The 13,544-nt window shown below is 69.5% G+C and carries 8 protein-coding genes and 1 pseudogene; 2 read left to right on the top strand and 7 right to left on the bottom strand.

The features are described from left to right. Positions 1 to 82 precede the first annotated feature (82 nt). Positions 83 to 1,594, top strand: a pseudogene (locus ACFXB5_RS18275) (ABC transporter ATP-binding protein); the annotation flags it as partial. 529 nt (positions 1,595 to 2,123) lie between these two features. On the opposite strand, the gene ACFXB5_RS18270 reads toward ACFXB5_RS18275, so the two are convergent. The 5 genes from ACFXB5_RS18270 to ACFXB5_RS18250 form a co-directional block, all read right to left on the bottom strand. Further along, the gene (locus ACFXB5_RS18270) at positions 2,124 to 4,091 is read right to left on the bottom strand and encodes a pyridoxal phosphate-dependent aminotransferase (protein ID WP_385208725.1); all 1,968 of its coding nucleotides are present in this window, start codon (positions 4,089 to 4,091) and stop codon (positions 2,124 to 2,126) included. A gap of 22 nt (positions 4,092 to 4,113) precedes the next feature. After that, complete coding sequence (locus tag ACFXB5_RS18265; RefSeq protein ID WP_385208723.1) at positions 4,114 to 5,070, bottom strand: NAD-dependent epimerase/dehydratase family protein; 957 nt, start codon at positions 5,068 to 5,070, stop codon at positions 4,114 to 4,116. Positions 5,071 to 5,114: 44 nt separating this feature from the next. Beyond that, positions 5,115 to 7,853: an alpha/beta fold hydrolase gene (locus ACFXB5_RS18260; protein ID WP_385208721.1), complete on the bottom strand. Its 2,739-nt coding sequence runs from the start codon at positions 7,851 to 7,853 to the stop codon at positions 5,115 to 5,117. 253 nt (positions 7,854 to 8,106) lie between these two features. Beyond that, entirely contained in the window at positions 8,107 to 9,276 is a 1,170-nt protein-coding gene (locus ACFXB5_RS18255) for an acetyl-CoA carboxylase biotin carboxylase subunit family protein (protein WP_385208719.1), read from the bottom strand. A gap of 309 nt (positions 9,277 to 9,585) precedes the next feature. Next, on the bottom strand, positions 9,586 to 10,353 hold the full coding sequence (locus ACFXB5_RS18250; protein ID WP_385208716.1) for an SDR family NAD(P)-dependent oxidoreductase: 768 nt from the start codon (positions 10,351 to 10,353) through the stop codon (positions 9,586 to 9,588). A 151-nt stretch (positions 10,354 to 10,504) separates the two neighbouring features. On the opposite strand from ACFXB5_RS18250, the gene ACFXB5_RS18245 reads away from it, so the two are divergent. Beyond that, positions 10,505 to 11,356 (top strand): helix-turn-helix transcriptional regulator, encoded by an 852-nt coding sequence (locus ACFXB5_RS18245; protein ID WP_385208713.1) that lies wholly within the window; start codon positions 10,505 to 10,507, stop codon positions 11,354 to 11,356. 72 nt (positions 11,357 to 11,428) lie between these two features. Here ACFXB5_RS18245 and gap read toward each other — a convergent pair whose 3' ends face one another. Both gap and ACFXB5_RS18235 read right to left on the bottom strand, forming a co-directional pair. After that, entirely contained in the window at positions 11,429 to 12,427 is a 999-nt protein-coding gene (gap, locus tag ACFXB5_RS18240) for a type I glyceraldehyde-3-phosphate dehydrogenase (protein WP_385208711.1), read from the bottom strand. Positions 12,428 to 12,560: 133 nt separating this feature from the next. Further along, positions 12,561 to 13,508 carry a GlxA family transcriptional regulator gene (locus tag ACFXB5_RS18235; protein WP_385208709.1) on the bottom strand — a complete coding sequence of 316 codons (948 nt, stop codon included), beginning with the start codon at positions 13,506 to 13,508 and terminating at the stop codon, positions 12,561 to 12,563. Positions 13,509 to 13,544: the final 36 nt, after the last annotated feature.

Genomic DNA, 13,544 nt, shown 5'->3' with positions numbered 1-13,544 from the left:
CGCCGCCCGGGGGCCCCGTCGGGTGTGCGCGCCCGGCGTGTGGGCCCCCGCCCCCCCCGCGGCCCGGTCTCCCGCCCCCCCACGGCTCACCCTCGACGTCCAGCACGCCCTGCGCACGGAGATGTTCGCGGCCATCGCCCGCTTCGACGGCAGACGGCAGGACAAGCTCTCCACCGGCCAGATCATCGGCCGGGCCACCAGCGACCTCCAGCTGATCCAGGGCCTGCTCTTCATGGTGCCGATGATGATCGGCAACATTCTGCTCTTCCTGGTCTCGCTCATCGTGATGGCGGTGCTCTCGCCGCTGCTCACCGTCGTCGCCCTCGCCGTCGCCCCCGCCCTGTGGATCCTCGCCTCGCGCAGCCGCATCCGGCTCTTCCCCGCCACCTGGTACGCCCAGGGGCAGGCGGCCGCCGTCGCGGGCGTGGTCGACGGGGCCGTGACCGGTGTCCGGGTGGTCAAGGGGTTCGGGCAGGAGGCGCAGGAGACGGACAAGCTGCGGGAGGTCGGCCGGGGGCTGTTCGCGGCCCGGCTGCGGACCGTAAGGCTGAGCTCGCGCTACACCCCGGCCCTCCAGGCCGTCCCCGCCCTCGGCCAGGTCGCCATGCTGGCGCTCGGCGGCTGGATGGCGACGCGGGGCCAGATCACCCTCGGCACCTTCGTGGCCTTCTCGACCTATCTCGCCCAGCTCGTGGGCCCGGTGCGGATGCTCACGATGCTGCTGACCATCGGGCAGCAGGCGCGGGCCGGGGTCGAGCGTGTCTTCGAGCTCATCGACACCGAGCCCGTCATCGACGAGCGCCCTGATGCCCGGGAGCTTCCCGAGGACGCCCCGGCGACGGTCGAGTTCGACCGGGTGAGCTTCGGCTACGACCCCGAGCGGCCGGTGCTGTCCGAGGTGTCCCTGCGTATCGAGCCGGGCGAGACCCTGGCCGTCGTGGGCGCCTCCGGAAGCGGCAAGTCGACGCTGTCCATGCTGCTGCCGCGGTTCTACGACGTGTCGTCGGGCGCGGTGCGGATCGGCGGCCACGATGTGCGGGAGCTGACGTACGACTCGCTGCGCGGGGCGGTCGGGATGGTGCCGGAGGACAGCTTCCTCTTCTCCGACACCGTGCGCGCCAATCTCGCCTACGGGCTGCCGGACGCGAGCGAGGAGCGGATCCGGGCCGCCGCCCGCGCCGCGCAGGCCGATGGCTTCATCTCCGAGCTGCCGAACGGCTATGACACGGAGGTCGGCGAGCAGGGGATGACCCTCTCCGGCGGCCAGCGCCAGCGGCTGGCCCTGGCCCGTGCGATCCTCACCGACCCCCGGCTGCTCGTCCTGGACGACGCCACCTCGGCGGTGGACGCGCGCGTCGAGCACGAGATCCACGAGGCGCTCCGGGGCGTCATGGCGGGCCGCACCACCCTGCTGATCGCCCACCGCCCCTCCACCCTCGCCCTCGCCGACCGCATCGCGGTCATGGACCGGGGCCGGGTCGCGGACGTGGGCACGGACGAGGAGCTGAGGGCGCGCAGCGCCGTGTACCGGAGCCTGTTGACGGACGAGACCGAGTCGCGCGGCGACGGGCCGGGGGGGGGGGGGGGCGCGGCTCGCCCCCGGGGGGGGCGCGCGCGCCCGCCCCCGCGCCCGACAGTTATCAATTCTTCGGGAGCTGAATGGGCTCGTTCGGCCCGCCCTTTGTCTCGATGGTCAGGAACGACAGAACGTCATCGCCGATGTTCTTCAGGTCATGTAGGTGATATCGCCCCGCGGGGCAGCGGAAATGCTGAGACTCTCCGCGGGCATAAGAGATCTCGTGCGTGGTGCCATCGCTCGAGTGCTGACGGGCCCGGCCATTTGTCAGGGCTATCCAGAAGTAGTCCAGCACATGCCGATGGACGGGAATTCGCTCGCCCGGCTGAAGATGGGTCTCCCAGACGCGCAGTGAATCGGTCTCTTTCACCAGGGTCTGGCCGATAAACCCATGATGGGCGTTGGTGTCGAATTCCTTGTGCAGCTGCGGACTCCAGCGAGCATAAGCCTCGGCGACGACAGTGCTGGAGAGAGAGGTATCGGAACGAGAATCTTTACCCACGAGCGGTGTCCTTTCGCTGAACGACAGGGCGCTGAACGACAGGGCTCACAGAGCGGAGGAGAGTGCTTCGAGCAGGGCGGTGTTCGCGCGCCGATCGCCGATGGTGATACGGCAGGTATCCGGGATCACCCGCCCGGTGTCGGCGACCACGATGCCCGCGCCCCGAAGCTGGTCCATCACGCGCTCGTGCTTGTGCAGCCGGACGAAGAGGAAGTTGGTCTCCGAGGGGAACACCCGGGCCACCGCGGGGTGCTCGGTCAGCGTCGAGGCCATCCGGTCACGTTCGGCACGGATGCGCTGGATGCCGGCGACCACCCGCCGCACATCGGTCAGCCGGTCCCGTACGGCGTGCTGGGAGTCGTTGGTGAACCCGAAGGGCACCTGCACCCGGCGCAGTGCCTCGATGACGCCGGGCTGGGCCAGGGCGATTCCGCAGCGCGCGCCGGCGAGGCCCCATGCCTTGGAGAGTGTCCTGAGCACGATGAGGTTGTCGTGCTGGGCGACCAGCCGGGCGTACGAGGGCTTCTCGCTGAACTCGACATAGGCTTCGTCGATCACCACCAGCCCGCGGCCGCGAGCCACCAGGTGGTGGACCTGCTCCGGGTCGAGCCTGGTCCCGACGGGGTTGTTGGGATCGCACAGGATGGTCACCCGCGGATCGGCCGCCAGGATGCGCTCGGTGTCGAGCTGGGACAGGTCGTCGCCGCGCAGCGGCACCTCGACGACGGGCAGGCGCAGGATGTGGGCGAAGTGGCCGTAGAGCGGGAAGGTGGGTGGTGTGACGCAGACGCGCTCGCCGGGTGACGCCAGCGCCGCCAGGAGCAGCATGACGCCGTCCACCGCCCCGCTGCTGAACAGCACGTGGTCCGCGCTCAGCGCGTGCACGCCCTCGTGGCCGGGGAATGTCGCGATCGTGGCCAGGTAGGTGCCGGCCAGCTCTGTGGTGTCGAGGTGGGGGTATTCGCCCTCGGCGCCCAGGAACGGGTTGGTGTTGCTGGACAGGTCGATCGTGTCGAACCGGGGCACCTGGCGGAAGCGGGCCGGGCCGGGGACGGGCACCCCCGTGACGGGGGGAGCCGCGTACTCCGACAGCGGGTGTTCCGCTCCCGCTTCCTCCGGGGAGGCGAGGCCGGGGGCGCGCAGCCAGTGGTCGAGGGGTACGAACAGATCGGCTCCGAGGCGGCGCATGCGCGGGACATCTCCCCGGCCGAGGTGGACCCACTCCAGGCCGGAGCGCCGGGCGTGAAGGTACAGCCGGTACACGGACGCGGCGAAGAGGTCGTCCCGTGCGATGGGGTCGTCGTGGTCGATGACCTGTGTGAGGGAGTAGATCCCCCGGCCGTTGTGGGATGTGGTGATGAGCCCGGCCTGGACCACGGCGTTCTGTTCGCGGCGCACGAGCATCTCGGTGCGATCGGCCAGCGGGCCGTGTGCCAGTGCGTCGAGGGCTTCGGCGTTGTACAGGTTGTGGTGGCCGCCGTGGCGCTCGGCCTGACGCTGGTGGAGCGTGACGAAGGCGTCTCGCGCCCAGGGACTTCCGTCGAGCTCGCTCAGCCGGATCCGCTCCCAGGTCAGCTCGAGGGAGACCTCGCGGTCGCGGCGGCGGAGGTCGTTGAGTCGTTCGGCGCCGATGCGGGTCCGCAGGGACTCGTCCACCTCCCCGGCCAGCCGGACGACACACTCGCTCTCGGTGGCGATCGGAACGAGCCCTGCCGCCCGCAGTGCGCTGGTGTCGTCGCTGCGGCGCACGTTGGGCACCAGGATCTGGGGCACGCCCAGTGTCTCGGCGCGGCGGACCAGTTCATCGAGGGTGTGGCGGGTGGGGGCGGGGCTGGTCGGGTGGTACGGGGATCCGCCGCCCATCAGCGTGGGGCGCTCGAGCACCGTGGTGTCCAGGGTGGCGAACGCGCCCGCGCCTTGGTCTAGTCGGCCCAAGGCGCACACCGGGTCCGGGGACCCGAGGGCGGTGGACAGCACATGCCGAAGCGCGTCGATATCTGCGGACCTGCGCATGCTCGTTCTCCACTCCTCGTGGTCACTGGGGTGTCCCGGCTCGGTGCGCGTCCAGGTACGCGTCGACGCGGTCGCGGTACTCCTCGAACAGGTCGGCCACGGTGCGGGCGATACCGGCCCGCCAGCCGATGGTGCAGTGGCCGATCAGACCGCGGCGGACGTCGTGGTCGAAGATGGCCGTTTCCCGGCTGTAGTCGCCGCGGTCCAGCCGCACCGGCACTCCGGTGAGCGCGGACAGGTACTCCAGCAGATCGGTGATGCCGACCTCCTCGTCCCCGCCCCAGTTCACCACCCGCGCGGGCGCCCGCGCCACGTCCCACAGCAGCGGCACCTGGCGCACGACGTCATCGGTGTGCAGCAGATTGCAGTAGTTCTGGCCCTCGCGGGGCACCGCGCAGGGCTGTCCCTCGCGCATCTGATTGAACAGGATCATGGGCACGCCACCGTGGCCGTACGGGCCGTAGGCGATGTTGAGGCGGGCGATCACCGTCGGCAGCCCGAGTGTCTCGGCCAGACCGCGTGCCACCCCTTCGGCGGTGATCTTGGCGACGGGGTAGGTGGGCAGCCAGGGCGCGGCCCCGCCCAGCGGATCGCTCTCCCGGTAGCGATGTGTCCGATCGGCGCGGTGGTAGACCACCCCGGACGAGACGTAGAGGAACGACTCGGCGGCAGAGCAGTGGGTCATCAGCCGTGCGGTGCCGACCGCGTTGACACGCGCGGTGTCCTCGAAGTCCTTGCCGTCGCCCCGGTGCACCGCCGAGTGCAGCACATGGGTGAAGTCGCGGGGCAGTCCCTCCAGGTCATCGGTGGCCATGTCCCAGACGGCGGTGTGGGCGCCCACTTCCTCCAGTGCCCCGCGGGCGTGTGGGTCGCCGAACCGGCCCAGGCACCACACCTCGTTGTCGACGGCGAGCGATGCGGCGACGGGCCTCGCGACCTGTCCGGTCCCACCGGTGATGAGTATCTTCTTGCCTTGCATGATCGGCCGCTCCTGGTGGTGTCAGCGGTTGTCTTTGCCGGTCCTCAGCCGAGCGCGCGGGCCAGTTCGTGCCGCAGGGTCGCCTGGAAGGTGTGCACATGCCGCGGGCTCATCAGGGTGTAGTGCTCCCCGTCGACCTCGATATAGGTGTTGGGGTCACGGGTGAACTCGTCCCAGTGGCTGAGCTGGTGATCCAGCCACTCCTCCTTGGTGCCGCGCAGCGGAGTGCAGTAGAAGACCTTCACCCGCCCGACCGAACCCGAGGGTTCGTAGGTGCGGCCCAGGTGCACCATGCTCTGTGCGAGGTGCACCCAGTCGGCGAACCGCTCGAGGGTGAGGTCGAGTTCGGTCAGCCGCCGCTTCGGGGCGTGGTCGATCAGATGGGCGAGCTGATCGGCCTCGGGCAGTGGCCGGAGGGTGGCGGTCAGCCGCTCGATATCGGTGGCGTCGATGAGTTCGAGGAACAGCGCCAGGTTGATCGCGCCGTCCGTGAAGGTGATCTCGTTCATGCGGTCGGAGATCCGCGGTGGCAGATTGAAGACGCCCACGAAGTCAACCTTGTCGCCGTCGGCTTCCAGCCGCTTGGCGATCTCGAATGCCACCGCCCCGCCGTAGGAGTAGCCCGCGACGGCGTAGGGGCCGCTGGGCTGCGCCCGCCGGATGGCCTCGACATAGGTGGACACCATGTCGTCGAACGACTCGAAGTGGGTCTCCCCCTGTCCGAATCCACGGGCCCGCAGCGCGTAGAACGGCCGCTCGCCGGTGAAGTACTTGGCGAGATTGACGAACACCAGCACCTCCCCCAGACCGGGGTGGACGCAGAAGAGCGGCGTCCCGTCCCCGGTGATCTGCAACGGCACCAGCGGATCGTAGGTGGCGTCGCCGCCTGCGCCCTGCCCTGCGGTCAGGCGGCCGGTCAGCGCTCGTACGGTCGGGGCCTGGAGGAGCGTGGACATCGGCACGTCCTCGATGCCGAACGCGGCCTGGATCTCCAGCTTGAGCCGCAGCACGTCCAGCGAGGTACCGCCCAGGTCGAAGAAGCCGGCGGTGGCCGACACCGCCTTGGTGTCCAGGACGCGGGCGTAGATCTCGGCCAGTGCGGTCTCCATCTCGCCCTCCGGCGCCACATGGCCGCCGAGGAACCGGGTGCTGATCTCGTCCGACCGGCGGGCGGCCTCGTCCAGGCTTCCGTTCTCGACGGCCGCGCGGAGCCGCGACCGCTGGATCTTGCCGAGGTTGCCACGGGGGATCTCCTCCTCGGCGACGGGGAGGATCAGCTGAGGGCGGAAGCCCCAGTGCATCACCGTGGAGCTGCGGATCGCCACGATGGCCCGGTACACCGCGATCTCGTCGGCGGGGTCGCCCGCCGGGACGAACGCGATGGCGAGCTGTTCGGTGTCGGCCCCCTCGGGGCGTATCGGGAACGCGGCGACGTGGCCGCGCCTCACCCCGTCCAGCTCGTCCAGGACCGCTTCCAGGTCGTGGCTGTAGTAGTTGACACCGCTGACGATGATGGAGTCCTTGCTACGGCCGACCAGCGTCAACCGGCCGTCGGGGTCGAGGTGGCCCAGGTCTCCGGTGCGGAACCAGCCGTCGGCGGTGAAGGCCTGCGCGGTGGCCCGCTCATTGCCGAAGTAGCCGCCCGAGACCATCGGGCCGTGCAGCTGCACCTCCCCCGGCTCGGCCGTCACGGGCCGGTCGGTGGAGGCCAGCACCGTGCCGTCGTCGTCGGTGACGCGAATCCGCAGGCCCCGCACCGGGCGGCCCAGCGGGGGGAACTCCGTCTCCAGGTCACGGGTGGCGAAGTCGCGGTTGAACACACTGCCCGCGCAGGTCTCGGTCATCCCGAACGCGGGCACGATCACATCTCCGCGCAGCCCGTAGGGCGCGAGCGTGTCCAGGAACGCCCGTACGGTGGCGGTCACGGTGGCCTCGCCGCCGGAGATGATGTGCCGCACCTGTGACAGGTCCGCCTCCTGCCGCGATGCGGGCCGCACGGCGAGTGCCTGGTTGATCTGCCCGAACAGGAAGTTGGGGGTGAACGTCACCCTCACCCGATGGGCCGTGAGCAGCCTGAGGAACTCCACGGGGTCCGCCAGCACCGTGGCGGGCGTCGTCATGACCTGGGCGGCGCCGTTGAACATCGGCAGCAGATGCGCCTCGATCGCGGCGATGTGATCGACCGAGATCCAGTTCAACGAGGTGTCGTCGGGCCCGAGTTCCAGCGCCCCCGCCTTACCGGCCTGCGCCGCCAGCAGATTGGCGTGGGTGAGCCTGACCGCCTTGCTCGATCCGGTGGACCCGGAGGTGAGCATCAGCAGGGTGAGATCGTCCGGCGCGGGCACATGGAGCTGATCGGGCTCGGCCGCGGCATGGCTCAGCTCCTCGACCGTGACGGACCGCAGCCCGGCCTCGGGCAGGTCTCCATGAGCCGTCTTGGACACGATCACCAGCGGGTCGCCCAGGAGCGTGCGCAGATGCTCCAGCTGGGCACGCCACCGGGAAGGGTCGGCCGGCGGTGCGACCGGGCACGGCACGGCACCGGCGAGTACGCATCCCCAGAAGGCGCGGAAGAAGATCTCCGGATCACCGGCCGCGATGAGCACTCGGTCGCCCGGGGCGGTACCGCGCTCCCGCAGCCCTTGCGCGATCCGGCAGGCGCACTCCCGCAACTCGGCGTAGGAGAGGAACGGGCCGCCGATGAACGCGATGCCTTGAGTCGTGTCGCGGGCCGCGCGCTCGAGCAGCTGCGGGAGTGTCGAAGCATGACGTTGATCCGGCATGGGGGAAGTCCTCCGATCAGAAGGGACGGAAAACCATGGCGAGCAGGGCTGGGGGCGCGACGCCGCGCCGGGGAAGGGCACCGGGGCCGGGCTCTGACACCGCCATCGGCGGTGGTGCGAATCGTGGGGGCGCGGCTGAACGCGGCTGGGGCGGGCGGAGCTTGGCGCCCGCGGCACGTGTGATCGAGGTGGACGCGACGGTGTCGGCGCCGGGGTGTCCCGGGCCGGTGGCTAGGTCGGACCGGCCGTCAGATCAGGTGGATCCGACCTCGTTGAATCGCACGATGTCCTCGATCGTCTTCCGCAGTTTCAGCTCATCCGGGTCGGAGACGATGGCCTGTCCCACGCGGCCATACGGCCCGACCGGCGCATCAGGCGATGAATCGTAGACGATCTCATCGAAAAGGAAGTTCTGCTCAAAGTCGCTCTGGGTTACATTGCGCCCGTTGGGACGGCGCAGAAGAATGTAGCCATGGAAGCGCTCCGGCGTGCGCTGGTCACCCAGACCCCGAGCCGCCCCCTCACCCAGCGCGAGACTGATTTCGACGTCAAAGAGATCGACGCCGTATGTCAGCTGATTGACCTGAGGGGACAGCGCCCCGGGGAGGCGGATGGCGCACTCGCCGAAGGTCAAACCTTCTCCGCTCGTGAACGCTTCCATATGGAATACGCAATCAGGGGCGTTCAGGCTGGTGAGCGCTTGCCCGGCGAGCGTCTCCATCTCATCGAACAGGACGGAATGCCGCTTCCGGTCCAGGACGTACGCGGACAGGATGCCGCCCTGTACGGCCCTGAGCGGTGAGATGTGGTAGCTGCTCATGGACGACCACTGAAGGTTTCCTTTTTCCCAGACGCCGTCGAGATAGACCTCCGGACCGTCCATGAAGGACTCGGCGACGATCTCGACATCCGACTGACCGGTGAAGGGCGTCAGGGCCTGTGCGTACTCTTCCGGGGTACGCACGATGTTCGTACGGAGAGCGCCGGCCCCGGTCGCCGGCTTGACCACGAAGACCTCTCCCAGATCGTCGGCGAGCTCCGCGAACGACGTGCCCACGGGCACATGACGGCAGCGCGCCCGCCTGATCCGGGGCGGCAGCACGCTCTTCTGGAGGTACTTGTCCCGGAAGTGGAGAGCCGTCCTGGAATCGGCATTCCCGGGAAGGTTCAGCTGCTGCCGTAAGTAGGTTGCCCCGAATACGCCCATTTCATGGACGCTCAGCACCCCGGCCACATCGTCAATGCCCGCGGACAGCACTGCTCGGAAAATCTCCTGGGCGTTCTCCATGTCGGCGACCCATGTGAATCTCCGACTCTTCGGCGGACTCGCCGGCGCCTGGACAATATAGTAAGGATCAATGCCGCGGCGCCGCAGTGCCTGATCGAGATCGCCTCTGTACCCGATAACAATCATCGTCGGCATTCTCGCCTCCCCGTTACGGCTAGCCAAAACTTGAAGAAGTCATTTGCCGTACTGCCACCCGATATCGATTCGGGTGGACCGGTGGATCGGTGATGTCTCGCGATGAGCTACTTCGAGGCCAGCACCGAGGCATCGTTTCACAGGGATACGAAAATGTGATCCATTGAGGATGGGCTTGTGACGCAAGTCACAAGCCGGGCAATGAGCACTAATGGAATTGCTCATTCCATTAGTGCTCATGGAGTGTCTTCGCCATTCCGGTCATGCCTCGCATAGCGCTACATGGAGAAAATGGCGCGGGTCTTCCGCTCAGATCGCGGTGAAGCCGCCGTCCGCCGCGACCACGGCGCCCGTGATGAAGCTGGAGCGCGGCGAGGCGAGGAAGCAGAGCACTTCGGCGATCTCCTCGGGCTGGGCCACCCGGCCGAGCGGCTGGGCGTCGGCGAAGGAGGCCAGGTACGCACGGCTGTCGGGACGGAACGTATCCAGGAAGTCCGTCTCGATGACACCCGCGGCCACGATGTTCGCCCGGATGCCCAGCGGCCCGCCTTCCACGGCGAGAACCTTCGTCAACTGGGCCAGGGCACCTTTGGAGGCGCTGTATGCGGCACCCTCCGGCAGTGCGACGGTGCATGTGTAGGAACCCGTGCTCACGATGGCTCCACCACCGCGCTCCTTCATGACGCGGAATGCCTCACGGGCGAAGAGGAAGGAGCCCCGGGCGTTGACCGCCAGCACGGTGTCCCAGTCCTCCGCCGTCGTCTCCGTGACCGGCTTGTTGAGGGTGCGCCCAGCGTTGTTGACCAGGATGTCCAGGCCGCCGAAGGCATCGACGGCTTCCCGTACCGCGCGGTGAGCGGTCGCCTCGTCCGTGATGTCGCCGACCACGGGACGTACGCCCGGGAAGTGCTCGGTCAGTTCCCCCACCTCGTGGCGCACGTCGACGGCCACGATCCGCGCCCCGCGGCGGTGCAGCAGCCGGACGGTCTCCTTCCCGACGCCGCGTGCCGCCCCGGTGACCAGGGCGATCCTGCCCGTGAACTCCGCGGAGTCGGCGGAATGAGTGGTTGTCGTCATGGTGCCGTCCTTCTTCGATGCCACTGCGGGAAGCGGCGGGGTCGTCTCGCGCCACCGAGTCTGGGCAGTGCGCCACGGGCCGGCCAGGACGCCTGCTGCCTGGGTGCGACACACCCAGGCAGCCGGTCGCGGCGTCTCGTAGCCTGGCGGCATGGGTGACAACGACCTGGGAGAATTCCTGCGAAGCAGCAGGTCAGGACTTCGGCCCGAAGAGGTCGGGATGGCGAGCCACGGCACCCGCCGCGTTCCCGGGCTGCGCCGTGAGGAGGTCGCGGTGCTGGCCGGTGTCAACGCCGACTACTACACCCGCCTGGAACAAGGCCGGGAGCGCCACCCCTCCGCGCAGGTGCTCGACGCACTCAGCCGCGCGCTGCGCCTCGACGGCGATGCCCGGGACCATCTGTACCGGCTCGGCGGCACGGTGCCCGCCGAACCCGCCGCCCGCGTGTCCGACCAGGTCAGCCCCGGGTTGCGGCAGCTGATGGACGGCTATCCGCACACGCCTGCCTTCGTGCTCGACCGGACCCTGGACATCCTCGCCACCAACGCGCTGGCCGACGCCCTCTACTCGCCGTTCCACCCGGCGGACAACCTGGCCCGCATGGCGTTCGCGGACCCCGCGGGCCGCACCTTCTACCGGGACTGGGACCGGGCGGCCCAGGCCACCGTCGCGAATCTGCGCCACGCGGCGGGCTACGAGCCCGACAATCCGCGCCTGCGCGGGCTCGTGGACACCCTCACCGAGCGCAGCGTGGACTTCGCGCGCCTGTGGGACAGCCACACCGTGCGCGGCAAGACCCAGGAGGCCAAGCGGTTTCTGCACCCCGACGTCGGCCCCGTCACGCTCAGCTACCAGGCGTTCGACGTGCGGGAGGCCCCGGGCCAGCAACTCGTCATCTACCACGCGGAGCCCGGCAGCGGCAGCGCGGAGGCGCTGCGTCTGCTCGGCTCCATCCACGCGACACGCACCCGGCCCTCCCCGCGCGGCGCGGACCGCACCTGAGTTCAGGCGCCCTTCTGAGAGCGGTGAGGAGCCGGTCGGTCCCGGCCCCTCACGGTCGGTCAGTCGGTGCGCTCAGTCACGCGCGAGCAGTTCGAGCGTGTCGATGACGCGGTTCGAGAAGCCCCACTCGTTGTCGTACCAGGCCACCACCTTGATGTGCTTGCCGTCGACGCGGGTGAGGGCGGCGTCGAAGATGGACGACGCCGGCCGGCGGGTGATGTCGCTGGAGACGAGCGGCTCGTCGGAGTAGTCGAGGATGCCCTTGAGCTTGCCGTCGGCGGCGGCACGGTAGGCCGCGAGCACCTCGTCGCGGCTGACGTCCCGGGAGACCGCGGTGTTCAGCTCCACGATCGAGCCCACCGGTACCGGTACGCGGATCGAGTCGCCCGACAGCTTGCCGTCGAGGTTCGGCAGCACCAGGCCGATGGCCTTGGCGGCCCCGGTGGTGGTGGGCACGATGTTCACCCCGGCGGCGCGGGCGCGGCGCAGGTCGCGGTGCGGGCCGTCCTGGAGGTTCTGCTCCTGGGTGTACGCGTGCACCGTGGTCATGAAGCCGTGCTCGATACCGGCCAGGTCGTCCAGTACGGCTGCCAGCGGGGCCAGCGCGTTCGTGGTGCACGAGGCGTTCGAGACGATCACGTGCTCGGCGGGGTCGTAGGCATCGGTGTTCACGCCGTAGGCGAGCGTGACATCGGCACCGGCGGAGGGGGCGCTCACCAGCACACGCCGGGCGCCGGCCCGGAGGTGCGCGCGGGCGGCGTCCGCCGCGGTGAAGCGGCCGGTGGACTCGAGCACGATGTCGACGCCGAGCTCGGCCCACGGCAGGTCGGCGGGCTCGCGCTCGGCGAGCACCTTGATGCGGCGGCCGTCGACGATGAGGTCGGTTCCGTCGACCTCGACGGAGCGGCCGAGTGGACCGAGCGCGCTGTCGTACTTGAGCAGATGGGCGAGGGACTCGGGGGCGGTGAGGTCGTTGACGGCGACCACCTCGAGCTCGCTGTCGCGCTCGAGCAGGGCGCGGAGGGTGTTGCGTCCGATGCGGCCGAATCCATTGACGGCGATGCGGGTCATGAAGATTCCTTTCGTTTCCGCCCCCATCGTCGGCATCCGGATCCCCGGCCGACAGTGGCATGAACGCCACCACACGCAAGGATCTCGCCACAGTCATCGCCACCCTCCACACGAACGGCGCTCGGAAGGAGCCTCAGGACGAGAAGGTGTGGCGGTACTCCGTCGGGGAGGTGCCGAGAATGCGGTGGAAGTGCAGACGCAGATTCGCGCCGGTGCCGAGCCCGACCCGGCCGGCGATCTGCTCCACGCTCAGATCGGTGCGTTCGAGCAGCTCACGCGCCAGGTCCACGCGTGCCCGAAGCACCCACTGCATCGGTGTGTAGCCGGTGTCCTCCACGAACCGCCGGGAGAAGGTGCGCGCCGACACCCGCGCGTTGCGGGCGAGCGCTTCGAGTGTCAGCGGTTCGGCGAGGTGCCCCAGGGCCCACTCCCGCGTGCTCGCGAACAGGTCGCCGAGCGGCTCGGGCACACTCCGGGGCACGTACTGCGCCTGTCCCCCGCTGCGATACGGCGCCGCCACCAGCCGTCTCGCCACATGGTTGGAGAGCCCGACGCCGTGGTCGCGCCGCACCAGGTGCAGACAGAGGTCGATGCCGGATGCCGCGCCCGCCGAGGTGAGCACGTCGCCCTCGTCCACGAACAGCACGTTCTCGTCCACCCGTACGAGCGGATGCCGCTCGGCGAGAGCCTTTGTGTAGTGCCAGTGGGTCGTCGCCCGCTTGCCGTCGAGCAGGCCCGTGGCCGCCAGCGCGAACGCCCCGGTGGAGATGGCCGCGAGCCGGGTGCCACGCTCGTGGGCGGCCATGAGCGCGCTGACGACCGCCGCCGGTGGTTCCGTGGTCGCCGGCTCCCGGTAGCCGGGGATGAAGACGGTGTCGGCGTGCTCGAACGCCTCGAGGCCCTCGGCCACGTGGTACGAGAGTCCTTCGCCACCGGTCACCGGCCCGGGTGCGGCGCCGCATACCCGCAGCTCATAGGGCATGCTCGGCCGGTTGGAGAACACCTGCGCGGGGATGCCGACGTCGAGTGGCTTCGCGCCGTCGAGCACGAGCACGACGACGTGGTGGTTCTTCCGGCTCATCGGGCTCCTTCGGCTTCCCGCGATCGAACGGGGCCC

Source organism: Streptomyces sp. NPDC059455 (assembly GCF_042750115.1).
In the GTDB taxonomy this organism is placed as follows: Bacteria; Actinomycetota; Actinomycetes; order Streptomycetales; family Streptomycetaceae; genus Streptomyces; species Streptomyces endocoffeicus.
The sequence above is the reverse complement of the archived record's forward strand: the minus strand, read 5'-3'. Positions and strand labels throughout refer to the sequence as shown.

Coding starts and splice junctions, on each gene's coding strand:
- ACFXB5_RS18270 (WP_385208725.1), bottom strand. CDS start 4,091: ATGCGCAGGTCCGCAGATATCGACGCGCTTCGGCATGTGCTGTCCACC.
- ACFXB5_RS18265 (WP_385208723.1), bottom strand. CDS start 5,070: ATGCAAGGCAAGAAGATACTCATCACCGGTGGGACCGGACAGGTCGCG.
- ACFXB5_RS18260 (WP_385208721.1), bottom strand. CDS start 7,853: ATGCCGGATCAACGTCATGCTTCGACACTCCCGCAGCTGCTCGAGCGC.
- ACFXB5_RS18255 (WP_385208719.1), bottom strand. CDS start 9,276: ATGCCGACGATGATTGTTATCGGGTACAGAGGCGATCTCGATCAGGCA.
- ACFXB5_RS18250 (WP_385208716.1), bottom strand. CDS start 10,353: ATGACGACAACCACTCATTCCGCCGACTCCGCGGAGTTCACGGGCAGG.
- ACFXB5_RS18245 (WP_385208713.1), top strand. CDS start 10,505: ATGGGTGACAACGACCTGGGAGAATTCCTGCGAAGCAGCAGGTCAGGA.
- gap (WP_385208711.1), bottom strand. CDS start 12,427: ATGACCCGCATCGCCGTCAATGGATTCGGCCGCATCGGACGCAACACC.
- ACFXB5_RS18235 (WP_385208709.1), bottom strand. CDS start 13,508: ATGAGCCGGAAGAACCACCACGTCGTCGTGCTCGTGCTCGACGGCGCG.